This is a genomic window from Pseudoclavibacter sp. AY1F1, from assembly GCF_002931075.1.
Taxonomy (GTDB): Bacteria; Actinomycetota; Actinomycetes; order Actinomycetales; family Microbacteriaceae; genus Pseudoclavibacter.
Window position 1 is genome coordinate 164,278 of the sequence record NZ_PSTQ01000002.1, and the last position, 25,774, is coordinate 190,051.

Sequence of the window (25,774 nt, forward strand, 5' to 3'; positions counted from 1 at the left end):
CGCTCGCAACACGCTGAGCCCTTCCCGTGCCGCGAAACGCTCGCACCGCGACACCCGCGGCCACTACTGTGACCAGCAGAGCCGAACACTTCCCCCGCGCTGATCGGAGCCTCCCGTGATGATTCAACAGCTGTGGATGCAGGACATCGATCCCTTCGGGAACCCGTGGCTCTCGGCGCTCGTCGCCGTGATCCCCATCGCGATCTTCCTCATCTGCCTCACGGCGCTGAAGATGAAGGGAATCCTCGCGGCCGGCATCGCCGTCGTCGCCGAGATCATCGTCGCCCTCGTGGCGTTCGGGATGCCCGCCACGGCCGTCGCCGGATCCGGCTTCCTCGGCATCCTCACGGCCATCTGGCCCATCGCGTACATCATCGTCATGGCCGTGTGGCTGTACCGCCTCGCCGTCGCCAGCGGCCGTTTCGACGTGATCCGCGCATCCATTTCCGGCATCTCACCTGACCAGCGCATCCAGGTGCTGCTCATCAGCTTCGCCTTCGGCGCCTTCCTCGAGGGTGCCGCCGGCTTCGGCGTGCCCATCGCCATTTGCGCTGCCTTGCTCGTGCAGCTCGGCTTCAAGCCCGTGAAGGCAGCCATGCTGTCGCTCGTCGCCAACGTTGCGGCGGGCGCCTATGGGGCCATCGGCATCCCCGTCATCGTGGGCGCGCAGGTCGCAGGCGTCGAAGTGCTCGAAATGTCACGCATGATGATGCTGCTCCTGCAGCCGCTGACATTCCTCGTGCCGTTCCTGCTTGTCGTCATCCTCGACGGCTGGCGCGGCCTCCGCGAGACCTGGCCGGCCACACTCGTCGTGAGCATCGTCTTCAGCGGAGTGCAAGCGTCGGTCCTCTGGTTCCTCGGCCCAGAGCTCGCCGACCTCGGCTCCGGCCTCGCCGCCATGCTCGCCCTCTTCGCCTTCGGCCGCGTGTGGCAGCCGAAGCACATCTTCCGCGAGGGTGGGGGAGAGGCGCCGGCCGTCGAACGCCACAGCGTGCGCGAGATCGCCGTCGCCTGGAGCCCCTTCTACATCCTCACCGGTCTCATCCTCGTGTGGAGCATCCCCGCCTTCAAGCAGCTCTTCGCCGCCGACGGGCCGCTCGCAGCCGCCGTCGTCAAGTTCCCCATCCCAGGTCTCACGGGGCAGATCACCCTCCCGAGCGGCGACCCCGTCGCCAGCACCTGGGACTTCGCGCCCATCAGCGCAACCGGCACGGCGATCCTGCTCGCCGTCATCGTGTCGTTCCTCACGACACCGAGCCTCAAGGCCGCCGATCTCTGGGGGCAGCTCGTCGCGACCTTCCGCGAACTCTGGCAGGCGCTTGTGCTGATCGCGCTCATTCTCGTGCTCGCGAACATCGCCAACTACTCGGGCGGCTCCGCCAGCATCGGCAGCGCGCTCGCCGCCGTCGGGCCTGTCTTCCCGCTGCTCGCCCCCATCATCGGCTGGCTGGGCGTGTTCCTCACGGGCTCGGTGGTCAACAACAACACCCTCTTCGGGCCATTGCAGGTCGCGACCGCTGGCCGTATCGGCGTCTCACCCGAGTTGCTTGTTGCCGCCAACACAGCTGGCGGTACGACGGCCAAGGTGATCTCGCCGCAGTCCATCGCGATCGCCGCGGGCGCGGTTGGGCTCTCGGGACGCGAGGGCGAGATCCTCCGCACTTCCATCGGCTACAGCCTCGGGATGCTCGCCTTTATCTGTGTGTGGAGCTACACGCTCTCGGTGCTCCTGCCCGGGTAGGCGCAGCATCCGCAGATCGCCGCTGCCGCCGCTGCCGTTGCTGCTGCCGCCGTTGCTGCTGCCGCCGTTGCTGCTGCCGCCGCTGCCGCTGCCGCCGCTGCCGCCGCTGCCGCCGCTGCCGCCGCTGCCGCCGCTGCCGCGCCGCGCTCCGCCCGCTCCAAGGGCGCAGAGTTGTGGCGTTGTGCTGTTCGGGATGCAGGCAACAGCGCTCTGCCACAACTCTGTGCCCGCGAGCCGCCTGCGTGGCGCACGCGCCACCCGCATCCGCTGCTGGCCGGGTGCTTCGGGCCACAGGATTGTGGCGTTGTGCTGTTCGGGATGCGCGGAACAGCGTTCTGCCACAACTCTGTGCCTGCGAGCCGCCCGCGAGCCGCCTGCGAGCCGCCTGCGTGGCGCTCGCGCCACCCGCATCCGCTGCTGGCCGGGTGCTTCGGGCCACAGGATTGTGGCGTTGTGCTGTTCGGGATGCGGGCAACAGCGTTCTGCCACAACTCTGTGCCCGCGAGCCGCGCGCGAGCCGCCCGCGAGCCGCCCGCGAGCCGCCTGCGTGGTGCACGCGCCACCCGCATCCGCTGCTGGCCGGGTGCTTCGGGCCACAGGATTGTGGCGTTGTGCGGTTCCGGATGCGCGGAACAGCGTTTTGCCACAACTCTGTGCCTGCGAGCCGCCCGCGAGCCGCGCGCGAGCCGCCCGCGAGCCGCCCGCGAGCCGCCTGCGTGGCGCACGCGCCACCCGCATCCGCTGCTGGCCGGGTGCTTCGGGCCACAGGATTGTGGCGTTGTGCGGTTCCGGATGCGGGCAACAGCGTTTTGCCACAACTCTGTGCCCGCGAGCCGCCTGCGCCTAGCAGTCGCAGCTACTTCGAGACGAAGAACTCCAGCGCGATCTGGTCGGGGTCCTTGAAACTGAGCGCGTAGCCGTACGGGGCCTCGACGATGCCGCTGTGCTCGATGCCGTGCTCGCTCAGGTGCCGGGCCCACGCGTCGAGCTCGTCGCGGCTCTCGACCGAGAGACCGATGTGGTCGAGCCCGGGCGAGAACGGCGAGAACGACTCCGAAGTGTCATCGCCCCGGTCGTGCTGCGTGAGACCCAGGTTCGTGCCTCCCGGCAACGCGAACAGCTTGCGGTGCAGCTGCTCGCCGTCGATCTCGGTCGCCGGCTCGAAGCCGAAGACCTGCTCGTAGAAGGCGACGCTCGAGTCGAGGTCGCGCACGGTCACTGCGAGGTGATGGATGTTCGTGAATGTGGGCATCATCGCTCATTCCTGCGCATCGGGGGTCGCGCGCTCAGGAGGCCATCTAACGCCTGCGCCGCTGGGAAGGCCCAGCGTGCAACCTCTGGGTGTCTGAGAGTCCGAGCCTCCCGGCGCCCGGTTCGATCCGGGCCAGGGCGCCCACAGGGGTGTGGCTAAGTGCGGTTGCGGCGCGTCGCAAGCGCCTTTGCCCACAACTTTGCGCCGGGCGACAGCGGGCGGCAACGGGCAGCAGCGGGCGGCAGGGTCGGGCAGCGTCGGGCAGCGTCGGGCAGCGCCGGGCAGTGCCGGGCAGTGCCGGGCAGTGCCGGGCAGTGCCGGGCAGCGCCGGGCAGCGGGAGACAGCACGGGTGTCGCCCGGACACAGCTGTGGCGAACCGGTACCCCAGGAGTCAGAGGGTCTGGTTCGCCACAGCGTCGGACCGGGCGGGCAGCGCAGACTGCGCCGCCCGGTCTCCCCAGGTCAGCTCAGTGCCGACACCCCACGGAAGCGCAGCGTGACCAGCTGGAACGGGCGCACCGAGAGCGCCAGCGCACCCTCGGCATCCACGATCGCCGTCTGGTCGACGTCTCGTTCGAGCAGGTCGGTCTCAGCGACCGACTCGAACGCGAACCCGGGCGTCACGACTGCCCGAGCCTTTGCACCGCGAGCCTCATAGAAGCGGACGACGACGTCGCCGCTCTTGTCTTCTGCGAGCTTGACGGCCTCGACGACAACCGCGGGGTTGTCGACCGTGAGCAGCGGCTCGATGGCCGCACCGCCCGTCACGGGACGCGGCCCGACGTTGAGCCGGTAGCCCTCGGCCGCCGCATCCAGCACATCCGCCCCGACTCGCACCGAGGTGCGCAGCACGTGGCGGCCCTGGTCGGCGTGCGGGTCGGGGAACGTGGGCGCGCGCAGCAGCGACTCCCGCACGAGCGTCGTCGTGCCGCCGCCGTCGCGGGTCGTGCGCGTCACGTCGTGCCCGTACGTCGAGTCGTTCGCGACCGCGACTCCATAGCCGGTCTCGCCGACGTGCACCCAGCGGTGCGCGCTCGTCTCGAACCGGGCAACATCCCACGACGTGTTGCGGTGGATGGGCCGGTTCACGTGCCCGAACTGGATCTCCGACGACGACCGTTCCGCGTGCACGTCGAGCGGGAAGGCCAGCTTCAGCAGCTTCTGCCGCTCGTGCCAGTCGACGTCCGTCGTCAGGTCGAGCGTCGGGCGGCCCGCACTGAGCGACAGCTCCTGCACGAACGTGCTCGAGCCGTCCGAACGAGACACCTTCACGACGACCCGGTCGGCGCTCTCCGTGACGACCTCGATCGACTCGACCGAGCGGATCGGGCGGCCGTGGCGCTGGTAGTGCACGTCGATGTCCCACGCATCCCACTGAGCGGGGGTGTCGCGGTATACCCAGAGCTCGGCCGCGCGCTCGCCGGCCGGAACCAGCTCGCGGTCCGCCGCGACGTCGTAGAGCGACGAGACGAGGCCGTCGGCGTCGATCGTGACCCGCACCAGCGAGTTGTCGAGCACGAGGTTGTCGCCGGAACGCGAGAGCGTCACGGCGGCGGCAGCAGCAGCAGCGGCAGTAGCAGCGGCTGGTCCGGATCCGGAAGCAGAGCCGGCACCGGATGCGCCACCGCCGAGTGCGGGCACACCATCGACCGCGTACGGCCCAGCATTCGCGAGCAGTGCCGTTTCACCGGCGCCTGTCAGCGAGCCGAGCGCCGAGGCGATGAGCGTCTCGAGTTCGCCCGCGACGCGCTCGTAGTGCTCCTCTGCGACCTGGTGCACCCAGGCGATGGAGGAGCCGGGCAGGATGTCGTGGAACTGCTGCAGCAGTACCGTCTGCCAGGCCGAGTCGAGCTCCGCGTACGGGTAGGCGGCTCCCTTGCGGATGGCAGCGGCGGTCGCCCACAGTTCGGCCTCGCGCAGGAGGTGCTCGCTGCGGCGGTTGCCGCGCTTCGTGCGCGCCTGCGAGGTGTAGGTGCCTCGGTGGAACTCGAGGTAGATCTCGCCTGACCAGATCGGGGGCTGTTCCAGTTCGGCCTCCGCCTGCTCGAAGAACGCCTGCGGGCTGGTCATCTCGACCGTTGGGGAGCCCTCGAGGTTGCGGGTGCGTTCGGCCGCCGCGACCATCTCGCGCGTTGGGCCGCCACCGCCGTTGCCGTAGCCGAACGGCACGAGCGACGAGTTGGCTTCGCCCTTCTCCTTGTAGTCGCGCTGCGCCTTGTGCAGCTCCTCTTGCGAGAGCACGGAGTTGTAGGTGGCGACGGGTGGGAAGTGCGTGAACACTTGCGAGCCGTCGATGCCCTCCCAGTTGAATGTGTGGTGCGGCATGACGTTCGTCTCGTTCCACGACGGCTTCTGCGTCAGGAAGTACTTCGACCCTGCGGCCTTCACGATCTGGGGGAGCGCTGCCGAGTAGCCGAAGGAGTCTGGCAGCCACACTTCTGGTGGTTCGATGCCGAACTCGCGGATGAAGAAGCCCTTGCCCGCGACGAACTGGCGGGCCATGGCTTCGCCGCCCGGCAGGTTCGTGTCGGACTCCACCCACATGCCCCCGACGGGAACGAAGCGACCCTCGAGGACACGCACCTTGATGCGTTCGAAGAGGTCGGGGTAGTGCTCCTTCATCCACGCGAACTGCTGCGCGGACGAGCAGGCGAAGAGGAAGTCGTCGTTCTCGTCCATGAGCGAAAGCACGTTCGAGAAGGTGCGGGCGCACTTGCGGATGGTTTCGCGCACGGGCCACAGCCAGGCCGAGTCGATGTGCGCGTGCCCGACGGCAACCAGATGGTGGGCGCTTGCGTAGGCGGGGGAGGCGAGCAGGGGGGCGAGCACCTCGCGCCCGGCCTTCGCAGTGCCGGAGATGTCGTCTGGGTCGAGCGTGTCGATGAGGCGCTCGAGCCCGCGCAGGATCTCCGCGCGCCGTGGCTGCTCCTCGCCGAGCTCGCGCCACAGGCCGTCGAGGGTCCACACGTCCTGCGCGAGCTCCCACACGGTGACGTCGCGCAGGCCGATGTCGAGGATCCGCGTGCGGTAGATGGGGGCATCGCCCGAGGTGGCGAGGTCGCCCATGGGGGTCGGCGCGTAGACCGACTCGCCCTGCACATCCGGGTTCGAAGCCGCCTCGATGTACAGGTCGATGGTCTCGCCTGGTCCGACTTCCAGCGGCACTGCGGTGTTGCGCGGCTCGATGGCCTTCAGGATGTGCCCCTCTGGGGTCCAGACGAGGCCCTCGGCCTGGAAGCCGGGGTGGCCGCTCACGAAGCCGAGGTCGACAAGCACCTCGACGCGCGCATCCGTCATCTCCCAGTCGGCGGGCACCGTACCGGTGATGTGGAACCACGTGGTGCCCCACGGGCGGCTCCACTCGGAGCCGACGGCGAACGGCGCGTACTCCTGGGCGATGGCCTCGCCGAACGGCACGGGCTCGCCCGGCACATCCCACGAGGTGACCGTGAGCGGTACGCGCTTGCGGTAGATGGCCGGAGTGAGGCGCTCGGTGACGAACCGGCGGATGCGGAGGTCGACGAACTGCGTTGGGTCAGGCATGGTGCGCCTTTCTGCGTTGAAGGGAACGTTGGGAAGTTCGAGGGTTTGGGCGCGCTCGCACCGCTCGGGCGGCGACGGCCCGGCATGCGGAGCGAGCTAGAGGTCAGCCCTTGACGGCTCCTGCGAGCGCAAACGAGCCGCCGCCGAGGCGGGACACGAGCACGTACAGCGCGAGAACCGGCAGCGAGTAGAGGAGCGAGAACGCGGCCAGCTGTCCGTAGGCGACCGCACCGTACTGGCCGAAGAACGAGAAGATGCTCACCGCGGCGGGCAGCTTGTCGGGGCTCAGCAGCAGGATGAACGGGATGAAGAAGTTCCCCCACGTCTGAATGAAGACGAAGATGAACACGACGGCGATGCCGGGGCGCATGAGCGGCACCACGATGAGCCGAAGCGTCGCCATGGCGGAGGCGCCGTCGGTCCAGGCCGCCTCCTCGAGGGAGACGGGCACCGAGTCCATGAAGTTCTTCATCATCCAGATCGCCATGGGCAGCGAGGTCGCGGCGAGGAACAGGATCGTCCCGAACATGTTGTCGATGAGGTTGAACGCCACGAACAGTGCGTAGACGGGCACCATCATTGCCGTGATCGGCAGGCAGGTCCCGAACAGCACGCCGTAGAGGAACGGCTTGTTGATGCGCGACTTGTACCTGGAGAGCGGATACGCGGCGAGGATCGCTGCGAGCACCGTCACGATCGCGCAGCCGCCGGAGAGCACGAGGCTGTTCCAGAGCGGGATGAGCGAGATCTCCGGGGTGAGGACGGCCGTGAAGTTGGCGAACGAGGGGGCTTCCGGCCACTTCACCGACAGAGTGGCGACCTCGTCGAACGACGCGAGCACCAGCCAGACCAGGGGGAGGAGGAAGACGACGCCGATGACAACGAGCACGATGTTGGCGAACCAGCTCATGGCCCGTCCGCGCGGGGCGGCCGCGCTCGTCTCGATGTGGTGAGTGCCGGTCGCTATCGACCTGGTGGTGGGCGCGGGATCAGCCGCGGCCACGGACGTGTGGGTTGTCATATCAGTCCACCTCCGGTTTGAGCGCCCGAATGTAGGCGACCGAGAAGAGCGCGCCGACCAGCAGGAGCATGGTGGCGATCGCGGTGCCGAAGCCGAGCTGACCGAAGCGGAACGCCTCCTGGTAGGCGAGGAGCGGCAGCGTGGTGCTGTCGGTGCCGGGCCCGCCGTTGGTCATCACGAAGATGAGCGCGAAGACGGAGAGCGTCTGCAGGGTCGTGAGCATGAGGTTCGTGGAGATGCTGCGGCGGATCATCGGCAGCGTGATGAGAGCGAAGCGCTGCCATCCCGTCGCGCCGTCGACCTCTGCCGCTTCGGTGATCTCCGGGGGCACGTCGTTGAGCGCCGCGCGGTAGACGAGCATCGAGAACGCGGCCCCTCGCCAGGTGTTGGCGAGGATGACGCTCAGCAGCGGCAGCGTGTAGAGCCAGTTCGGGCCGGTGATGCCGACGGCCGCGAGCATCGTGTTGAGTGTCCCCGCGTCGCTGAAGAAGGCGTACGCGGCGAACGCCGCGACGATCTCCGGCAGCACCCACGCGGTCACGACGATCGTGCTGACGGTGCTTCGGACGACCTTGTTGGACGACTGCATGAGCACGGCGAGGCCGAGCCCGAGCACGTTCTGTCCCAGGATCGCGGAAGCCACGAGGAAGACGAGCGTGATGAGCACCGACTTCGGGAAGTCGGGGCTCGCGAAAAGATCGGTGTAGTTCTGGAAGCCCACGAACTCCGCACTCGAGGCGCCGACGCCACTCAGCGAGGAGTTGGTGAAGGAGCCGTAGAACGACGAGATGACGGGGCCGAGGAGGAAGACGGCGAGCAGGCCAACCGCGGGAAGCAGCGGCACGCCGCGAGTGAGGCGCGTCACCGCCTTCCGACGCTTCGGCGCTGGCCGCCCGGCCTCGGGAGCGCGGGGCGCCCCCGAGGCCGGTGTGAGGGTGGCGGTCATCAGCTCGACGCCGACGTCGTGTTCTCTTCGCCGACGATGCCGATGACTGCCTTGTCGTAGGCGGCCGCGGCCTCTTCAGGCGTCTGCTGGCCGGTCATGACGGCCTCCATAGCCACCGTGATCGCTGCGGAGACCTGCGAGTAGTCGGAGTTGGCCGGGCGGAAGTTCGTGTCTGGCACGAGGTCCGCGAAGAACCCGAAAGTCGGGTTGGCCTCCGTGTACTCCGGCGCCTCGGCCACGTCGGTGCGCACCGGCACCTGGCTGGCGGCGACGTCGTAGCTCAGCGCGTTCTCCTGGTTCAGGGCGAGGCTGATGAAGTCCCAAGCCGCATCCGGGTTCTTCGTGCCCGCACCCATGGCGAGTGTCCATCCACCCGACATGCTCGTGACGCCAGGGTCCTGCCCGTCCTGCGTCGGCATCGGGGTGACCTGCATGACGTCTGACCACTCCGGCCACGGCTTGGAGCCCGACTCGAGCCAGGTGCCGCTCACCCAGGAGCCGTCGAGGCTCATCGCGAGCTGTCCGCTTGGGATCCAGTCGGTGTTGATGTTGGTGCCGACGTTCTTGTCGAGCGCCTCCTGCGGGGTCGGCCCGAGGCCGCCCTGGTAGATGTCGCTGACGAACTTGAGGGAGTCGATGAAGCCCTGCGAGCCCGTCACCCACTTCTGCTCGTCGGTGTTGAAGAGGTCGTCCTCGGTGCCGGTCAGCAGCATCTGGAAGCCCTGCATCGAGGCGCCCTCGGACATGGCCTTGCCCGAGTAGATGTTGAAGGGGCGGATCGCGGGGTCGTGGGCCTTCACTGCCTCGGCGGCCGCGATGATGTCATCCCACGTCTTCGGCTCCCACGGAACCTGCACGCCTGCGGCTTTCAGGATGTCCTGGTTGTACCAGAGGGCGCGGGTGTCGGTGCCCATCGGGATCCCGTAGACCTTGCCGTCGTCGCCGAGGCCCGCCTGGCGAGCGTTGTCTGGGAACTGCTCCCAGTCTGCCCAGTCCGCGACGTAGTCGTCGAGGGGTGCGAGGTAGCCGGCCTCGACGTCGGTCTTGACCATGAATGTGTCCTCGTACATGACATCTGGCGCCGTCGCGGGGGAGCGGTTCATGAGGGCGAGCTTCGCGAAGTAGTCGGCTTCCTGCGCCTCGATGGGGATGAGCTCGACCGTCATGCCCTCGTTGGCCGCCTCGTACTCGGCCTTGACCTTCTGCATGTGGTCGTCCATCTGGGTGAATTGCCCGAACTTCTGGTAGGCGACCTTGAGGGTGTTCGAGTCGCCTCCACCCGCGTCGCCTCCAGCGCATGCGGACAGTGCAAGCACAGAGGCGGCGGCGAGTGCCACGACCCCGAGTGTGCGATTTTTCATGGTGCTCCCTTGCTCCACGACCGTTCTCCGTGTGGCTCGACATCGGTGTCTCGCCTTCGGCCTGCCATAAGTAAACCGATTGGACTAACTCGTGTCAAGACAATCTTGCAAGCCTGTGGATGCAAGCCGGGGGAGGGTTCAAGGTGCGCTTGAGGTGTGCACGATGCAGGGTCCAAAGTGCTCCGCAGATGCGCTCGAGGTGCGCTCCGGGGTGCGTTTCGAGGTGCGTTCCGAGGTGCGCTTCGAGGGGCGTCCGCGTGGGCTCAGTGCGAGATCAGGAGCGCGGAGGTGTGCGGCGCGAGGCTCTGGTCGAGAACCAGGCAGCCAGCGCCGATAGCGGCGACGTCCTCGCCGATGCCGGAGTTCTCGATGTGGATCGGGTGCTTCGGGATGAGCGCGGGGTCGGTGTTCACGAGGTGCCGGATCGCGCCGAGGAGCGCCGGTTCGATCCGTCGCCAGAACGGGCCGCCGAAGACGATCGTGTCGACGTCGAGGAGGTTGACGATGGAGACGATGGCCCGCGAGATCTGCGTTGCGACGCTCGTGACGATCTCCCTCGACACCACGTCGTGCCGCACGGCGATCCCAGCGAATTCCGTGAAGAGGCGGTCGACGTCGTCGAAGTCCGCGCGGTCGACGGGGGAGTCCGCGTGGATGAGCCCGGCGGCGAGCGCCTGCTGCACGATACGGTGGGGCACCACCAGGTCGCCGACGCAGCCGCGTCGCCCACACGAGCAGACGGGGCCATCCGCCTGCACCATGATGTGGCCCATATCTCCGGCGTTGTCGCTCGCCCCGCGCAGCACCTCGTGGTTGATGACAAGCCCGATGCCGATGCCGGTGCCGTAGTAGAAGAACGCGAAGTTGTCGCGGCGGGGGCCGGAGTCGACCCACAGCTCGGCGATGGCGGCCGCGGTGACGTCCTTCTCGAGGACTACCGGGAACCCCGTCGCCTCGCTGAGGGCATCCCGCAGCGGCACGACGTCCCAGCCGTCGAGCATGGGCGGGTCGATGACGTTGCCGCGCGAGGAGTCGAGGGGGCCGGGGGCCGCAATGCCGACGCCGAGCACCTGGTCGCGCGGGATCGACTGGCGTTCGAGGATCGCCGAGATCTGCTGCGCCATGTCGGCGATGACGACCGCTGGGTCTGGTGCCGTCGGCGTCCGTGTCCGGTGGTCGGCGACGACGGAGCCCGCAAGGTCGAGCAGGGCGTACGTGATGACCGTCGGGTCGAGGTGGACGCCAACCGTGTACCGGCTCGACGCATTGAGATGCAGGAGAGTGCGCGGCTTGCCCGGCCCGGTGATGAGGCGTTCGCCCTCACGGACGAGGCCGCCGTCGATGAGGCGGCGCGTGATGTTCGAGGCGGTCTGCGCGGAGAGGCCGCTGGCCTGCGCAACTTCGACCCGGCTGAGGCCGTCTGGCGCGCGGCGGATGAGGTCGAGGATGACAGCCTGGTTGAACTCGCCGACCGCAAGCAGATTGTGTCCACGGCGCACGCGCCACCTCCCATCGACCCTGATCTTGGGAACTGACGTTCTCACATTTTCTGGAACGGCGTTGACGGCTGGCGATTCATCAGGTGAATCGTGCGCCCCGAGGGTGAGTACGCTTGGACGGCGCCACACCCCCGTGCGTGGCAGTCGCATCCGCACCGGGGTACATCTCGGCAGTCACAGGTTTCAGTACGAAGGAGCAACGATGACGGCAGCAAGAGTCTCACCACAGGAAGCCTGGGACGACCTCGTCCAGGGCAACGAGCGCTTCATCAAGGGCGACCTGCTCCACCCGCAGCAGAGCGCAGCCCGTCGTACCGAGATCTCCGGAAGCCAGGCGCCGAACGCTGCGTTCCTCGGCTGCTCCGACTCGCGCGTCGCCGCGGAGATCCTGTTCGACTGTGGCCTCGGAGATCTGTTTGTCGCTAGGAACATGGGCCAGATCGCCAACGAGAACACGACCGCGACCATGGAGTTCGCCGTTGCTGAGCTCGGCGTCGCCGTCATTGTCGTCCTCGCCCACGGCTCGTGTGGCGCGGTCAAGGCCGCCATCAATCAGACGACGGCGCACCCACGCGACGTGACGCCCGCCATCAAGGACGAGCTTGCACGCATCCAGCCTTCGGTTCAGGAAGAGTGGTTCACAAGCGACCAGTCGACGCCGTATGTCGACGAGGCGCAGATCGACCCGGACGCTGTCGGCCGCCGCCACCTCTACTCGACCATCAACGCCCTCGTGCGCAGTTCGCGGGTCATCAGCGACGCCGTTGCGAGTGGCGCGCTCAGCATCGTCGGCTGCCAGTACGAGCTCGCCGACGGCCGCGTTGCGCCTGTGACCGCGATCGGTCAGCTCGCCATCACTCGCTGAACTCGGCGTGTTGGCCTCATGGGATTTCGTGGTCACTTCGAGGTGACCGCATGAGTGCTGACAGCTCCGTTCTGGCTTACGCCGAGCGCGCCCTCGAGTACGCGGACGCGCTCGGAAGTATCGCGGCGATGGCCCAGGAGGACCGCGAGCTGATCGGGCGATGGGCGGGCGAGATCGATGGTCCCGTGCTCGATGTCGGCTGTGGACCTGGGCACTGGACGGCCTGGCTCCATGCTCGCGGTGTCGATATCGTCGGGCTCGACCCCGTTCGCGAGTTCGTGGAGATCGCCCTCGATCGGCACCAGGAGTGCGACTTCCGGCAGGGCACCGTCGAAGCCCTCGACGTCGCATCGGCGAGCCTTGCAGGCGCGCTCGCCTGGTACTCGCTCATCCACCTCGAGCCGCCCCGGATTCCGGGCGCGCTTATGGAACTCGCCCGCTGTATCCGCCCAGGTGGCGGTCTGCTGATCGGCTTCTTCGAGGGTCCAGTTGTCGCGCCGTTCGGTCACAAGGTGACGACGGCGTATGCCTGGCCCGTCGCGGAGTTCGCGCGGCTGCTCGACGACGCCGGTTTCCTCGTCGAGGAAGTGCATGTCCGCACCGACACGGGGCACCGGCCTCACGGTGCGCTCGTCGCGGTGCGTGCATCCGGTTCCTGAGGGAGCGGCCTCGGTGACGACGTGCGGAGCGCTTGCGCGCCTCACAGCGATCCGCGCCTCGAGCCCCTCCAGTCTCCGGAGTTCGAGCTGACCGCGGCCCGGTGCACGGTCCCGTGGCGATTCCAAGCACGAGCGGCAGCTCCCGTGTCCCGACTGATCCCAGTCCCCAGAACCATGCCGATCGCGATCGCGACGATCGACCCGATGGTCTGCATGAGCGTTCCTGCAGCACCCGCCGCCCCGGAAGCGGCCTCGCTCAGGCCGATGAACCCAAGCGCGCCCGGGACGAGCATCCAGTACGCGCACGTCAGCATGACCGCGGGCGGGGGCGCCGCTCTGAGGTGTGACGCAAGGTAGATGGCGGGAACCGCGACGAGCGCCCCGATCATGCCGGAGAGCTCCGTGCCAAGCAGCAGGTGCCCGAGCAGCTGCGCCGCGTAGGCGAGGGCCAGCGCGAACACGATCCACACCATCGACCGCTTGGGCGCGACCTCCGAGAAGTAGTAGCCCACACCGACGAGCAGGATTCCGACCCAAGGTGCCCACGCGCCGAGGCGCTCGCTGGAGGTGTTCTCAGTCAGGGAAGCTCCCGTCACCGTGATCCCGACGTACACGCCAAACGCCAGAAGTCCGAGACGGGCGAACCCGTAGACGAGCCGGCTCGCACCGGCCATGATCTGCCCATTGGTCAACTCGACCGCCGCTATCGTCAGCGTCAAGCCAGGCAGCAGGCTCACAAGCGCGGGCGCGACGAGCAGCAGCACGTTCCCCTCGGTGATGCTCTGGCTCGCCAGCGACACCGCGACCGTCGCCACGAACGCGGTGAGGACCGGGAGAACGAGTGAAAGGGTGCGCGCTTTCGACCCGATCATGAGGATGAGCCCCACTACTAAGCCGAGGGCGGCGTAGATCGGCACGGCAGTGGGGGTCGGGTTCATGACCATCCCGAATCCGAGTGTGAGGAGCACCTGCCCGAGCAGCGAGAGGAGGAATCCGAAGCGCGGCTTCAAGCGCGTGATGCGCTCCACCTCGCTCACCACATGTGCCGGCTCAAGCTGGTCGCTCGCGGCCCGCTGCACGAGCTCCTCGATGGAGCCGGCCTGGTCGAGACGCAGCGGTTCCCCGGTAGCCGGGAACACTGCCGTCTTCTCACTCTTCGGGTCCTCGATGATGATCAGCGTCGGAAGCACGAACACGCGAAGATCTGGCCGCCCGTACGCGCGTGCCAGTCCCTGCAGGGTCACCTCGACCTCGTTCGTGGCCTGCGACGCCTCAAGCAGCGCGGGCCCGAGTGCCCCGAACATCGCTCTCAGGTCGATGTCGCTCGAGGCGGCACCATTGTCGGCGCCGGTGGGTTCGATGGCTGCAAGCAGTCGCTGCACGCGCGTTTGGCGGAGATTCATGCGCTCGATTCACAATCCAGGCGGAGGGGTATCGCCTCTGAGTCGCGGACATTGATGCGCTTCTGCCCGTCACTCACGATCCTAGGGTTGCGAAGTACCGAAACAGGAGGCTTACCTGTGGGTGAAAACCGGGAGGGCCGCAGGTTAGTCCGCGGGTGATCTTCTGCATGTCCTCCGCGCAGAATCCGAGGTTGCAGCGTCTCCGTGCGGAAGTGTTGATGTCCACGTGGTTATCCCCAAAGAACGCGGACTGCATCCGCCGAGAGGTTCTTCTTCATGCCTGAAGATCGCAATCCTGCCCCTGGCCTGTTTCGTCGAAACCCTGTCGTGTGGGGGTTTTCTGTGGCCATCGGCTTGCTGCTCGCCGCGCTGCTCGCCACGACCGTCGTGCAGCTGCAGTCGGTGCTGCTCTCGGTGTTCATCGCCTTCTTCGTCACCCTCGGGCTTGATCCGCTCATCCGCTTGCTGCAGCGCTGGGGACTGAAGCGCGCCATGGCGATCATCACCGTGATCATCGCCTTTGTCCTGGTCGTCGCGGGGCTGGTGTGGATTGTCGTCCCCATCCTCGTCAACCAGGTCACGTCGCTAGCGACGAGCGTGCCCAAGGAGATCTCCCGCTTGAACGAGGAGGGATGTTTCGACACGATCAACACCGCGACGAATGGTGCGGCGACCAACGCCCTCGACTGGGCGCAGAAGACGGCGACCGACCCGAACACCTGGGCGACGGTCGGCGGGGGTGCGCTGAAGGTTGGCTCGAGCGTCGTCAACGGTGTCAGCACGGGCCTGTTCGTCTTCATTCTCACGCTCAACTTCATCGCGACGCTCGGCAACATCAAGAAGGCCGGCTACTCGCTCATCAACGCCTCCGTGCGACCCCGCTTCGAGGAGTACGCGGAGCGCATCATGGCCTCCGTCGGGTCCTACCTCAACGGCATGGTCGTGCTCGCGTTCATCAACGCCGTCTTCAGCGGCCTGCTGCTCGGGATCGTCGGCACTCCCTACGCGTTCATCGTGGCCGTGATCTGCTTCTTCATCACGCTCATCCCGCTCATCGGAACGATCATCACGACGATCTTCATGACCGTCATCGCCCTCTTCACCTCGCCGGTCGCCGCGCTGATCGTGCTCATCGCGATGCTCGTCTACATGCAGGTCGAGGCCTACGTCCTCACTCCGAAGGTCATGTCGAAGGCCGTGCAGATCCCCGGCTCCCTCGTGCTCATCGCGGCGCTCGCCGGCGGCACCCTGCTTGGCCTTGTGGGAGCGCTCGTCGCGATCCCCCTCGCCGCTGGCGTCGTGCTGCTGGTGCGAGAGCTCGTCGTCCCGAAAGCTGCCCGCGGGTAGCGAAGAACCAAGGACCAGGAACCAAGTACTAAGAACCAGGAACCGAGAACCAAAAGCGCCTAGCGTTCCACAGCTGGGCGTCGCAGACAGGCAACCGCGAGGCTGCCGATGAGGGCGATGACGGTGGCGAAGACGACGGACTCGAGGCGGTAGAGGCCGAGTGCGAAGGCGGAGTGCTCCGAGGCCGTCGTGAGCAGGATGGCGGGTGTGAGGAAGAGGATGAACAGCGCGTAGTTTCCGGCGTTGATGTAGGCCACGCAGAGCACGATGAAGATGGCGGCGAGCACCAGCGGGACCGGTGCTGGCAGCAGCGACACCATCAGTGCGAGAGCGACGCCAGCGACGGAGCCGAGGATGCGCGACCAGCCGCGCTGCGACTGCTGATCTGCGCTGACCGCGAGGATGACGCTGAAGGACAGCAGCGTCCACTCTCGGTAGGGGAAGTCCAGCAGCTCGGCGAGGTAGACGATCAGGAAAGATCCGATCGCGGTGACCGCTGCGTAGCTGATTCGGTCGGACAGCGGGACAACGGCTGCATCCGGCTGCTTCCTGGATTTTGTGAGCGCCGCGAAGGCAACGATGACGGCTGCTCCGATCACGGACCCCAGCATCGCCTGCCAGAGCTCGGCCCCCGACTGGGAGAGCGACGCGAACGCGAGAAGGTTCACGGGGGACCTGGTCAGGAAAGACGACTCGCCGACGGTGACGAAGGCCTGCACGAGGGAGACGAGGACAACTGCTGCCAGCGTCGCCCAGAGTCCGAGGCCGCCGACGGCGAACCCGAGCGCTGCGACGGTGAGCGACCACATGACGGAGAAGAGGCGCGTGCGCCAGCTGCCCGCGCGGACGACGCTGAGGAGGAACAGGAGAGTCAGGTAGCCAGATGTGGCCGTGTTTGGGCCGATCAGCAGTTGGCTCAGTCCGAGGATCACTGCGGCGACGGCGACCAGCGCGACGGCGACCAGCAGCTGCTTCGGGGAGATTGCGGCGCTGAGCTGCTTGTCGTTCAGCCGAGGGTTCTGCTCCACGTCGAGTACTTCTCTCTCAAGGCCTGGGCAAGTGATTTCTTGACCCATCGAGTGTGCGAACGGCGGCCCCTCTGCAGAGGGGCCGCCGCTGCGCTGGTGCTACTTCTTGCTGCCGACGTAGCCCTGCACGAGCGTCTTCAATGCGGTGAACTCGTCCTTCTTGTTGGCGACGAATTCGAGTGCCTTGACGCCGGTGGCGAGCACCTCGGTGACTTCCGGCCCGACATCGGTGAACTTGTGGCTCACGTTGCCTGCGAGTCCGCCCTCGAGGGCGAGCTGGCTGATGAGGTCGAGCTTGAGCACCTTGCTGCCTTCGGTGAAGCTCATGTCATCGAGGTCGATCCAGACGATGTTTGGGCGGGTCGTGGATTCGAACACGTACCGCTTGTTCGTCAGGTCGAGCACAACCTGCCAGATCGTCTGCGAGGCGTCCGGCTTGCCGGGTTCCGGCGTGCGGAACGGCTGTGCGGCGTTGCGGATGATGCTGAACATGGCGGCGATCGCGTCGAGCTGTGTCTTCGGCTGGACCTGGTGCTCCACGTACCAGGATGCGCGCGCGAAGCGGTCGCTCGCGAGCGTCGAACCCGGCAGGGGCTTGTCGCCGCCCAGCCCGTCGTACTGCTTGACGAGTTCGAGCTGCTTGTCGAAGGTCGGCGAGTTCGTCATGACCTTGTAGTCGCGACTGTGGTGGACCGTTGGGGTGCCGTCGGTGTACTCGATGATCGCTGAGTCGCCTGTGGCGTCATTGATCGCGAGGTGCAGCGTCGGCACGAGGTGGCCGGTGGGGTCGAAGAGCTGTGCGATCTGCACACCGGTCGACTCGGTCCATTCGACGGCTTCAGCGACGGTCGCGAAGTTGTCGAGGTAGTACTGCAGCCAGATGGCCTGGCTGAGCTGGGTTGCGGAAGCCTCTGGCTTCCCGTAGTTCGACTCTGCGAGCCACAGGATGTGGCCGGCGAACCCTTCCTCGTTCATCCCGTCGGTCGCGATGAGATCGAACGCGGTGGCGACGATGCTCCCGTACTTCGCTGTCCAGGTGAGGTCACCTGCCACGCCGTCGGTGCGTTCGATGCCCCTTGGGTACTTCCAGATGTTCGTGAGGAGGTCCATGTGGAAGTCCATGTTCCTGCCGACGATGACCGATCCGTTTGCGTTAGGCCAGACAACTCGAGTGCACATGCGTATGCGCCGTCCTTTCGTGGTGGTGAATGTGTTTGCGCTGGTGGTGCGTCAGGCGATGGCGTCGTCGCTGCGGCTGCGTACGCCGGTGTCCTGTGTGGCGGGGATGAGGCTGAAGTCCGTGAGGAGTTGTCCGAGTTCTGTTTTGTCGAAGCGGTTCACGAGGTGCCGCTTGACGAAGCTCGGCCCTGGGACGTCGAGTTGCTCGCCGTCGCGGAGGATGTTCGTCGAGTGCAGGAGGAAGCGGAGGTCGTAGGTGGAGTTGAAGACCTCGGGTACGCCGCGTTCGACGCCCAGGAGCTCGTAGGTCGCTTCCATGGCGGTGCGCACGGAATATTCCGTCGTGAAGATGCAGTCGCGCGTGGTCTCGGCAACTGGCCGATGAACGCGAAGTTGACGCTGCCCTTCGGTACGACTGCGGGCCGGTCACCTGCCTTGCGTGGCATGAAGAACGAGGTGACATACGGCATCATGACGGGCACGGTCTTGACACCGGTGGATGCGAGTTCCACGATTTCGTCGACGGGCACGCCCATGTGGAAGAGCCATTCCTGCGTGATCTCCTCGCCGGTGCAGTCCTGCATGCTCTTCTTCACGAAGGCGCCGGGGGTGTCGACGAAGAGTCCGTAGATCCAGACGACGATCTCGGTGTCCTTCTGTGCCTTGAAGTGGGGCTGACGGTTGACGGTCCAGCTCATGAGCCAGGGCGAGTCTCTGACCGTGACGATGCCGCCTGTGACGACTTTGCCGGCGAACGGGTCGCGCTCGGCGATGCGTTCGATGTACTTGGGGACCCGCTCGTCGAGCGTGGTGGCGGTGGCCGATTCCCACTTGGATTTCTGAATGTCGCCGCAGAAGACCTCTGGTCGACCGAAGGCTTCATCTTTCGCGGCGATGCTGCGCCACAGGTCCCATGCGGGTGCGGGTCCGGTGTTGAGTCGGGCAGCCGTGTGGTGGTCGCCCTGGTCGGAGTTCTCGGTCAGGGATCCGATCGTGATGTAGGCGAGGTCGTCGGCGGTGAGGTCGACGCCGCCCTCTTGGCCGTCTCGAACCCAGTCGATGCGCGTCGCCTGCTTGATGTCGCCCGCAAGATCGAAGTGCACGTCGGTGACCTTGGTGCCGTACTGGAAGGTGACGCCTCGCTCGAGGAGCCACTTCTGCATGGGGAGCACAAACGACTCGTACTGGTTGTACTTCGTGAACTTCAGTGCTGACATGTCTGGGAAGCCGCCGAGCTGGTGCACGAATCGGTGCAGGTAGAGCTTCAGCTCGAGGGCGGAATGCCACTCTTCGAAAGCGAACATCGTGCGCCAGTAGAGCCAGAAGTTGCTGCCGAGAAAGTCATCGCTGAAGATCTCGTCGATGCGCTTGTCTTCCATCTGCTCGCGTGTGGCGAGGAAGACTCCGACGATCTCCTTCTGCGCCTTCTCGGACAGGCCGAACTTGAAGTTGGTCCCCGCATCCTGGCCTTGCTTCTCGGTCACGCGACGCTTCGAGGAGTTCGGGTCGTCGAGGTTCAGCCAGTAGAACTCGTCGAGGACGCTCGCATCCTCGATCTCGAGGGACGGCACAGTGCGCAGCAGGTCCCAGAGGCACTCCATGTGGTCTTCGAGCTCGCGGCCGCCGCGAATGACGAAGCCCTTCTCTGGGTACTTGATGCCATCCAGTGCTCCTCCCGCGATGTTCATCTCTTCCAGAATGGTGATGCGGTCACCGCTCATCTGAGCATCGCGGATCAAGAAGATAGCGGCGGCAAGACTGCCGAGCCCCGCACCGACGAGCCAGGCACTTTTCTCGTCGACACGCTGGGGTTTACGCGGCCGTGCAAATGCTTCGTAGTTTCCACTGCTGTAGTGCATCGTTTACTCTTTCTCTTCGGCTTGGCTGGGGGTAGGGGTGAGAGTTCCTCGCGGTGCGTTCTCGGCACGAGCGAGGCTGAAGACGCCGAGCATCGCTGTGGCTCCCGCCAAGAGGAACGCGAGGGCGGCCCACGGGGGCGCGTTCGTGGCCTCGCGGAGGATCACGATGCCCAGAATGACGGCGATCGTGGGATCGATGACCGTGAGCCCCGCGACTACGACCTCCGGCGGATTGTCGAGGTGGGCGCGTTGAACGAAGATGACGGAGAGCCCGCCCGCAACACCTATGCCAAGAATGCTGACGATCGTGAGAATGTCTGTCGAGTTGAAGGGCATCTCGTGTGCTTTGAGGATGGCCTGCACTCGAAGGATGACGGTTTTCCCCAAGGTCGCGACGAACGCCGAATAGATTCCGCCGAGGAGGACCCAGAGAAGTGGGGGAGTAGGCCGACCCTTTCCAAGGATTTCGATGATCGCGGTCGCGAGGAGCACACTTCCCAGGGTGATCAGCACTGCGATCAGCTGCGTGTCCTCGATCGGCTCCTGCGTACTGACGATGGCGGCGACGACCACGAAGCCGCCGACGCCGATCACGCACAGGAGGATCGAACGGAGCACGGCAACGGAGGGTCGAACCTTGTGGATGACGCTCGTCATGACGACGGAGAAGACGAGCGCGGCCACGCCGATGGGTTGCACGACGATGAGCGGCGCAAAGGCGAGGCTCGCGACCTGCACGATCATGGCGACGACCAGGGCGACGCTGCCGAGCAGCCAGACGCGGTTGCGCAGCATGTGCACGGTCGCGTCCTTGCGGCCGGTCGATTTGGTCTCCGCGAGGTGCACTCCGCGCGACTGCAGGAGATTGCCGACCGCCATGAATGCGGCAGAGGCGAGGGCGAGGGCGACGCCGATGAGCACGCGCTAGCCGTTCTGCGAGGTCTGCGCAGCGGTGCGCTGTTGGCTGCGGTGGCGCGATGCTGCGCCTGGGAGCACGACGAGAGACGCGACGAAGAAGCAGATCGCGCCGGTAAACGTTCCCCAGGTCGCGAAGTCGTCATTGACCGTGTTCCCACCCGGGAGGATGAAGGAGCCGATAGCTGAGACGGCGAAGGCGACGCAGCCGACGAAGTTGATGACGACGGACCAGCAGGCGGCTGAGCTGAGCCTCCAGCTGGACCCGGTGTGGGCGAAGGCGATGAAGGCCACGCAGCCGCTGATGAGGAATGCGACGGAACCTCCAGCATCCGGGTTCCAGACGAGCTTCTCCTGCGCGGTGATGCTCTTCGCATGGAGGGCGGCGGTGGTGCTCACGTTGAAGAGGAGTGTGCCGAAGGACTGCGTGGATGCGGTGAGCCATTCCGCGCGCACCATGCGGCCGGGCGCGTATGGGACGGCGACGGCGACGGCTCCGCTGAGGAACACCTGGATGAGCCCTGCTGCGGTGAAGAACCAGGCACCGATGAAGAAGAGGAGGTTGGAGAGCTGGGATCCCATCTGCTCGCTGAGCACGGGGGCGGACCCGGCGGCGAAGAGGGCGGAGCCGATCATGAACAGCCAGCACTGCTTGACGACTGTCGGCACGAGCAGGGAGCTCGTTCGCGCGAGGGGAAGGGCGGCGCTCGTCATGTCCGATTCTCCGTGGGGTGCGTGGGGGAATTGTGGTGCACGGGCGTCGGGCGGGGACCGGTGATCCCCGCCCGGTGCTCGATCAGTGGTGGAAGTGCACGCCGCGGCCGGCTTCGCGGGGCAGGGGCACTTCGAGGGAGTCGAGGTACTCGATGTCGCCCTTGATGTCGGCCAGTAGCGAGGAAGCGAGGTCGCGGCTGAGACCAACCTTCACGACGATGCGCTGCAGGATGACATCGCTCATGTCGTCCGCCATGGGGTAGGCCGGCACGAGCCAGCCCTTCATGCGCAGGCGGTCAGCGAGGTCGTAGAGGCTCCAGTTCTTCGTGTGGCCGTCCTTCAGGACCCACGCGAACACGGGGATCGTGGCGCCTCGGCTGACGAGCTCGAACGGGCCCATTTTCTCGATCTCGGAGGAGAGGTACGTCGCGACGTCGATGGAGTTCTGCTGCACGAGGCGGTAGCCCTCGAAGCCGAGGCGGAGGAACTGGTAGTACTGCAGCAGTACCTGCGCGCCCGGTCGGGAGAAGTTCAGGGCGAGGGTGGGCATGTCACCACCGAGGTAGCTGACGTGGAAGATCATGCTCTCGGGGAGCACAGCCGTGCTGCGCCAGACGACCCAGCCGACTCCGGGGTAGACGAGACCGTACTTGTGGCCGGAGGTGCTGATGGAATTCACGCGGTCGATCGCGAAGTCCCAGCTCAGTTCGGGCTGGCAGAAGGGAGCGACCATTGCGCCGGAGGCACCGTCGACGTGGATCTTCACGTCGATGCCGGTGGCGGCCTGGATCTCGTCGAGTTTCTTGGCGAGGGCCGCGACGTCGTCGTAGAGGCCCGTGAAGGTCTGGCCGAGGATGGCGACGACGCCGATGGTGTTCTCGTCGACGTACGTCTCGAGGTCGTGTCCGTCGAGCACGAGGTGGTCGGGGGAGACGGGCACGTAGCGCGCCTCGATGTCCCAGTAGTTGCAGAACTTCTCCCACACGACCTGCACGGCCGCGGACATGATGAGGTTCGGCTTCTCCGTCGATTTGCCTTCAGCGCGGCGCTTTTCCTGCCAGAGACGCTTGAGTGCGAGGCCGCCGAGCATGCAGGCCTCGGATGAGCCGATCGTGGAGGTGCCGATGGTGTCTTCCGTGTTCGGGACGCTCCACAGGTCTGCGAGCATCCGCCAGCAGCGGTCTTCGATCGCGGCAGTACCCGGGTACTCGTCCTTGTCGATCATGTTCTTGTCCGCGGCCTCGGCGTAGAGCTTCTTCGCCTCGTCGTCCATCCACGTCGACACGAACGTCGCGAGGTTGAGGCGCGAGTTGCCGTCGAGCATGGCCTCGTCGTGCACGATCTGGTAGGCCGTCTCCGGGAGGCTCTGGTCTGCCGGGAGCTTGAACTTGTCGAAGACCGTCGCCTCGCCCGGTCGGACGAAGACGGGATTGATGTCGAGATTCGGGTTGATGTTCGTCGACTGACGGGCGCTGCTCGTGTTCTTCTCCATGGGGACTCTCTCTTCTCGTTCGGACCGGGACTTCGTGGAAGTGCAAGGGGTTCGTGGTGCTGTCGGCACGGTCAGACCTCCACCGGCGGATACAGGCGGTCCATGTTGTACTGCCGGTTCCTTCTCGCTGCCCAGGTCGAGATGGCGATGAAGGCGACGGTCATGGAGAGGATGACGATGATCGCTGTGAGCAGCCGGTCGTCGATGCCGCCGAGGATCAGCTGTCTCAGTCCGTTGTTGGTGTATGTCATCGGGTCGATGACGTTGATGTACTGGAACACGTTGGTGGTCGTCGGGACGGGATAGATGCCGCCGGCGGAGGTCAGCTGGATCATGAGGAAGGCGAGCGTGAACACACGTCCGACTGCCGGGCCGAAGACCGCGTTGAACATCTGGATCATCGCCATGAACATCATCACCATCAGCAGGAGGAACCCGTACGTTCCCCAGGTGTGCTCTGGATGCAGCCCGATGCCGAAGTAGATGACCAGGTAGAGGATGGTCGCCTGCAGGAACCCGACGAACACGGTCGGCACGTACGAGGCGAGGATCACGCGGAAGGATCCGAGGCCCTGGGCGAGTGGACGCGCCTGCAGCGGGGTGAAGAGCATCCACGCGATGATGCCGCCGACGAAGAGCGCGAGGCCGAGGAAGAACGGTGCGAAGCCGTAGCCGAAGGTCTTGGCCTCGTTGTGGATCGTCTCTTTCAGCTCCACCGGCTGGGCGAGTGCCTGAACGAAGTTCGACTGTTGGTCTTCGTCCCAGTCGGGGAAGAGGTTGAGTGCGGTTTCGGCAGCATCGGCGAGCTCGATCGTGCCAGCTGCGAGCTGGTCTGTCCCCGACGACAGCTGTGTGGCGCCTGCGGAGAGCTCGCCGAGGCCGGTATCCAGCTGATCGGCTCCAGAGCGCAGCTGATCAGCGTCTGAGGAAGCGGTCGCGAGGTCGCGCTGCACGGCGCCGTCCTCGATGGCCGTCATGATGACGTTGACGCGGCTCTCTGGGTTGTTGAATTCGCCCGCGAGCAGGTTCATGTCGGCGTGCAGGGCGTCGAAGACCGTGACGAATTCCTCTGTCAGCTTGGAGTCCTCGATGTGCGTGTGCACGCTCTCGAGGCGGGCCGCGATTGCCTGTTCGACTGGATCGTCGCTTGCAGCGAGCTCGGTCATGATGGTCTCGAGCTCACTGTCGGCTCGCGCTTGGGCTGCGGCTGCTTCGTTGAGTGCGGTCGCGATGGTGTCAGTGCTCGTGACGACGTCTGACGACAGCTCGCGCAGCTCGGCACCTGTGATCCCGGATGCGGAGATAGCGCTGTCGACGCGAGTGACCGCCCCCTGGACCGCCTCGTCGAGCGTGTCGATGGCGCCGGCAAGCGTCGCCGATCCTTCCTTCGCGGTCACCAGGTTGTCCGCGATCTCCTTTGCACCGCTGTTCGCCGTCTGCATCCCCGAGTTGAGTTCCTCGACGCTGCCGACAGCTTCCTTGAGCGTTGGGATCTCGGCCCGGACGGCTGCCAGCGCCTGGTCGAACATCTGCGCTGACACCTGCTGGTTGACCATGACGATGACTTCTTCTGCCGCGTCCTGGCCGATGATCGTCGAGAGGTAGTTGTTGGAGTCGTTGTATGTGAACTCCAGCTCTGCGGAGCGGGACTCGTTGGTGGTCACGGATGCCACGGCTTCGCTGAAGTCGGCGGGCACCGTGATCGTGAAGTAGTACTTGCCGTGGGCGAGTCCGTCGACGCCGTCCTCCTCGCTGGTCTCGGTGAGGTCCAGCTGCTTGGAGTCGATGAGGCCCTGGACGACCGAGTCGCCGGCGGTGAGCGGCTCTCCCTCGACTGTTGCGCCCTGGTCGAGGTTGATGATCGCGACCGGGATCTTGTCGACGTTGCCGAACGGGTTCCAGAACGCCCACAGGTAGAGAGCTCCGTAGAGCAGTGGCATGAGGATGACGACGGCGAGCGCGAGCCGCGGCATGCGGCCACGGTAATAGCGTTTGAAGTCGCTCCCCGGGGAGAACGCGGCGATCATCGTTCGTCTGCCTCTCGTTCGAGCACGGCGAACTCCTTGTTGGTGAGGTTGTCGACGACGATCTGCTCGCGAACTCCTGCGTCCGGCGACACGCCGTTGACATCTGCGGTGATGACCGTCTGCTCCCTGCCCAGCGCGATGAGACGGCCGAGCAGCTTGTGTGCGCTCTCGATGCTCGACAGCTTGTCGATGCCGCCGACGACGAGCACTGGGGGTTTGCGGATGTTGGCGACGGCGATGCGCAGGAGCGCACCGGTCAGCTCTGGGAGCTCCTCCACCATGGCTCCCATGCTCGGGAGCGAGTACTCGCCGAAGACGGGCGCGCAGATTCGCTCGAGATCAACGGCCTTCGACTGACGCACCCAACGGGCGCCGGGTGCGGCCCATCTGATCTGCTCGGTGATGATGTCGTGCACGCGGATGGTCTGGCCGATGCCGTCGACTTCGTCGATGTTCGCGAGCGCCGCCTGCTTGAACAGGTGGTGGGCATCGTTCTCGCGCCCGAACGATTCGAGCTGTCCGCTCGTGGGCTTCATGCGCCCCGCGAGGGTCAGGAGCAGTGCTGTTCGTCCGCGTCCGCCAGCTCCAACCAGTACGGTGACCCCACCAGATTTGACCGTGAGATCGACGGGGCCGTAGATGTGCCCCCAGGAAGCTCTGACTCCCATGCCCTGGGCGACGAGGATCGGTTCACCGGCGGCAGCGAGGTCCACCTCACGGGTCGTCGACTGCGGCTGTTCGCCGAAAAGCTGCTGTAGGTCGCTCACGCGATGCTCTCCTGACTTGTTTTCCGGTGCATTGCGCGGTTAGAGCCCGTTCTTCCCGATTTGGCTGTCTATTCCCTCTTGAATGTGCCTCTTCGAGTCATTGAAATGACCGGTTCTGCGCGGGGGGATCCGTTGCCGATCAATTGTTTTCGGGG

At 66.0% G+C, this 25,774-nt stretch carries 19 protein-coding genes and 1 pseudogene; 4 read left to right on the forward strand and 16 right to left on the reverse strand.

From position 1 onward, the window contains the following. Nucleotides 1-130: 130 nt before the first annotated feature. Nucleotides 131-1,741 carry an L-lactate permease gene (locus C5B85_RS04960; protein ID WP_104285149.1) on the forward strand — a complete coding sequence of 537 codons (1,611 nt, stop codon included), beginning with the start codon at nucleotides 131-133 and terminating at the stop codon, nucleotides 1,739-1,741. Here the strand turns inward: C5B85_RS04960 and C5B85_RS19115 are convergent. From C5B85_RS19115 to C5B85_RS04990, 7 genes are all read right to left on the reverse strand, one after another. Next, nucleotides 1,711-1,902: a hypothetical protein gene (locus tag C5B85_RS19115; protein ID WP_181064283.1), complete on the reverse strand. Its 192-nt coding sequence runs from the start codon at nucleotides 1,900-1,902 to the stop codon at nucleotides 1,711-1,713. The genes C5B85_RS04960 and C5B85_RS19115 overlap by 31 nt on opposite strands. Nucleotides 1,903-2,597: 695 nt before the next feature. Beyond that, nucleotides 2,598-2,996, reverse strand: coding sequence for a VOC family protein (locus tag C5B85_RS04965; protein ID WP_219819337.1), 399 nt, complete (start codon nucleotides 2,994-2,996; stop codon nucleotides 2,598-2,600). 460 nt (nucleotides 2,997-3,456) lie between these two features. Beyond that, nucleotides 3,457-6,537 (reverse strand): glycoside hydrolase family 38 C-terminal domain-containing protein, encoded by a 3,081-nt coding sequence (locus tag C5B85_RS04970; RefSeq protein ID WP_104284935.1) that lies wholly within the window; start codon nucleotides 6,535-6,537, stop codon nucleotides 3,457-3,459. A gap of 103 nt (nucleotides 6,538-6,640) precedes the next feature. After that, nucleotides 6,641-7,447 carry a carbohydrate ABC transporter permease gene (locus C5B85_RS04975; protein WP_258070616.1) on the reverse strand — a complete coding sequence of 269 codons (807 nt, stop codon included), beginning with the start codon at nucleotides 7,445-7,447 and terminating at the stop codon, nucleotides 6,641-6,643. A 112-nt stretch (nucleotides 7,448-7,559) separates the two neighbouring features. After that, nucleotides 7,560-8,504, reverse strand: coding sequence for a carbohydrate ABC transporter permease (locus C5B85_RS04980; RefSeq protein ID WP_104284937.1), 945 nt, complete (start codon nucleotides 8,502-8,504; stop codon nucleotides 7,560-7,562). Continuing rightward, nucleotides 8,504-9,865 carry an extracellular solute-binding protein gene (locus tag C5B85_RS04985; RefSeq protein WP_104284938.1) on the reverse strand — a complete coding sequence of 454 codons (1,362 nt, stop codon included), beginning with the start codon at nucleotides 9,863-9,865 and terminating at the stop codon, nucleotides 8,504-8,506. Before C5B85_RS04985 ends, C5B85_RS04980 begins: the two co-directional genes overlap by 1 nt. A gap of 263 nt (nucleotides 9,866-10,128) precedes the next feature. Next, the gene (locus C5B85_RS04990) at nucleotides 10,129-11,364 is read right to left on the reverse strand and encodes an ROK family transcriptional regulator (RefSeq protein ID WP_104284939.1); all 1,236 of its coding nucleotides are present in this window, start codon (nucleotides 11,362-11,364) and stop codon (nucleotides 10,129-10,131) included. 202 nt (nucleotides 11,365-11,566) lie between these two features. Here C5B85_RS04990 and C5B85_RS04995 point away from each other — a divergent pair, with 202 nt between their 5' ends. Together C5B85_RS04995 and C5B85_RS05000 are read left to right on the forward strand one after the other, a co-directional pair. Next, entirely contained in the window at nucleotides 11,567-12,229 is a 663-nt protein-coding gene (locus C5B85_RS04995) for a carbonic anhydrase (protein WP_104284940.1), read from the forward strand. 50 nt (nucleotides 12,230-12,279) lie between these two features. Beyond that, nucleotides 12,280-12,888, forward strand: coding sequence for a class I SAM-dependent methyltransferase (locus tag C5B85_RS05000; RefSeq protein WP_104284941.1), 609 nt, complete (start codon nucleotides 12,280-12,282; stop codon nucleotides 12,886-12,888). A gap of 41 nt (nucleotides 12,889-12,929) precedes the next feature. Here C5B85_RS05000 and C5B85_RS05005 read toward each other — a convergent pair whose 3' ends face one another. Beyond that, nucleotides 12,930-14,291 carry a threonine/serine exporter ThrE family protein gene (locus tag C5B85_RS05005; protein ID WP_104284942.1) on the reverse strand — a complete coding sequence of 454 codons (1,362 nt, stop codon included), beginning with the start codon at nucleotides 14,289-14,291 and terminating at the stop codon, nucleotides 12,930-12,932. 276 nt (nucleotides 14,292-14,567) lie between these two features. Here C5B85_RS05005 and C5B85_RS05010 point away from each other — a divergent pair, with 276 nt between their 5' ends. Then, nucleotides 14,568-15,638, forward strand: coding sequence for an AI-2E family transporter (locus C5B85_RS05010; RefSeq protein ID WP_104284943.1), 1,071 nt, complete (start codon nucleotides 14,568-14,570; stop codon nucleotides 15,636-15,638). Between the two features lie 59 nt (nucleotides 15,639-15,697). Here C5B85_RS05010 and C5B85_RS05015 read toward each other — a convergent pair whose 3' ends face one another. The 8 genes and pseudogenes from C5B85_RS05015 to C5B85_RS05050 all read right to left on the reverse strand — a co-directional run bounded on the left by C5B85_RS05015 (nucleotide 15,698) and on the right by C5B85_RS05050 (nucleotide 25,619). Further along, on the reverse strand, nucleotides 15,698-16,666 hold the full coding sequence (locus C5B85_RS05015; RefSeq protein WP_181064284.1) for an FUSC family protein: 969 nt from the start codon (nucleotides 16,664-16,666) through the stop codon (nucleotides 15,698-15,700). A 99-nt stretch (nucleotides 16,667-16,765) separates the two neighbouring features. After that, a complete protein-coding gene (locus C5B85_RS05020; RefSeq protein ID WP_104284945.1) occupies nucleotides 16,766-17,845 on the reverse strand; it encodes a linear amide C-N hydrolase in 1,080 nt (359 codons plus the stop codon). A 51-nt stretch (nucleotides 17,846-17,896) separates the two neighbouring features. After that, nucleotides 17,897-19,704, reverse strand: a pseudogene (locus C5B85_RS05025) (oleate hydratase). 3 nt (nucleotides 19,705-19,707) lie between these two features. Then, the gene (locus C5B85_RS05030) at nucleotides 19,708-20,625 is read right to left on the reverse strand and encodes a DMT family transporter (protein WP_104284946.1); all 918 of its coding nucleotides are present in this window, start codon (nucleotides 20,623-20,625) and stop codon (nucleotides 19,708-19,710) included. Nucleotides 20,626-20,628: 3 nt separating this feature from the next. Beyond that, a complete protein-coding gene (locus tag C5B85_RS05035) occupies nucleotides 20,629-21,333 on the reverse strand; it encodes a hypothetical protein (RefSeq protein ID WP_104284947.1) in 705 nt (234 codons plus the stop codon). Nucleotides 21,334-21,415: 82 nt separating this feature from the next. Then, nucleotides 21,416-22,825 carry a glutamate decarboxylase gene (locus tag C5B85_RS05040; protein WP_104284948.1) on the reverse strand — a complete coding sequence of 470 codons (1,410 nt, stop codon included), beginning with the start codon at nucleotides 22,823-22,825 and terminating at the stop codon, nucleotides 21,416-21,418. A 71-nt stretch (nucleotides 22,826-22,896) separates the two neighbouring features. Continuing rightward, the gene (locus C5B85_RS05045) at nucleotides 22,897-24,852 is read right to left on the reverse strand and encodes a YhgE/Pip domain-containing protein (protein ID WP_104284949.1); all 1,956 of its coding nucleotides are present in this window, start codon (nucleotides 24,850-24,852) and stop codon (nucleotides 22,897-22,899) included. Further along, the gene (locus C5B85_RS05050; RefSeq protein WP_219819339.1) at nucleotides 24,849-25,619 is read right to left on the reverse strand and encodes an ATP-binding cassette domain-containing protein; all 771 of its coding nucleotides are present in this window, start codon (nucleotides 25,617-25,619) and stop codon (nucleotides 24,849-24,851) included. The genes C5B85_RS05045 and C5B85_RS05050 overlap by 4 nt, the downstream gene beginning before the upstream one ends. Nucleotides 25,620-25,774: the final 155 nt, after the last annotated feature.

Excerpts from the sequence above, each read along its gene's own strand:
- C5B85_RS04965 (WP_219819337.1), bottom strand. The coding sequence starts at position 2,996 with ATGATGCCCACATTCACGAACATCCATCACCTCGCAGTGACCGTGCGC.
- C5B85_RS04970 (WP_104284935.1), bottom strand. The coding sequence starts at position 6,537 with ATGCCTGACCCAACGCAGTTCGTCGACCTCCGCATCCGCCGGTTCGTC.
- C5B85_RS04975 (WP_258070616.1), bottom strand. The coding sequence starts at position 7,447 with ATGAGCTGGTTCGCCAACATCGTGCTCGTTGTCATCGGCGTCGTCTTC.
- C5B85_RS04980 (WP_104284937.1), bottom strand. The coding sequence starts at position 8,504 with ATGACCGCCACCCTCACACCGGCCTCGGGGGCGCCCCGCGCTCCCGAG.
- C5B85_RS04985 (WP_104284938.1), bottom strand. The coding sequence starts at position 9,865 with ATGAAAAATCGCACACTCGGGGTCGTGGCACTCGCCGCCGCCTCTGTG.
- C5B85_RS04995 (WP_104284940.1), top strand. The coding sequence starts at position 11,567 with ATGACGGCAGCAAGAGTCTCACCACAGGAAGCCTGGGACGACCTCGTC.
- C5B85_RS05000 (WP_104284941.1), top strand. The coding sequence starts at position 12,280 with ATGAGTGCTGACAGCTCCGTTCTGGCTTACGCCGAGCGCGCCCTCGAG.
- C5B85_RS05005 (WP_104284942.1), bottom strand. The coding sequence starts at position 14,291 with ATGAATCTCCGCCAAACGCGCGTGCAGCGACTGCTTGCAGCCATCGAA.
- C5B85_RS05010 (WP_104284943.1), top strand. The coding sequence starts at position 14,568 with ATGCCTGAAGATCGCAATCCTGCCCCTGGCCTGTTTCGTCGAAACCCT.
- C5B85_RS05020 (WP_104284945.1), bottom strand. The coding sequence starts at position 17,845 with ATGTGCACTCGAGTTGTCTGGCCTAACGCAAACGGATCGGTCATCGTC.
- C5B85_RS05035 (WP_104284947.1), bottom strand. The coding sequence starts at position 21,333 with ATGACGAGCGCCGCCCTTCCCCTCGCGCGAACGAGCTCCCTGCTCGTG.
- C5B85_RS05040 (WP_104284948.1), bottom strand. The coding sequence starts at position 22,825 with ATGGAGAAGAACACGAGCAGCGCCCGTCAGTCGACGAACATCAACCCG.
- C5B85_RS05045 (WP_104284949.1), bottom strand. The coding sequence starts at position 24,852 with ATGATCGCCGCGTTCTCCCCGGGGAGCGACTTCAAACGCTATTACCGT.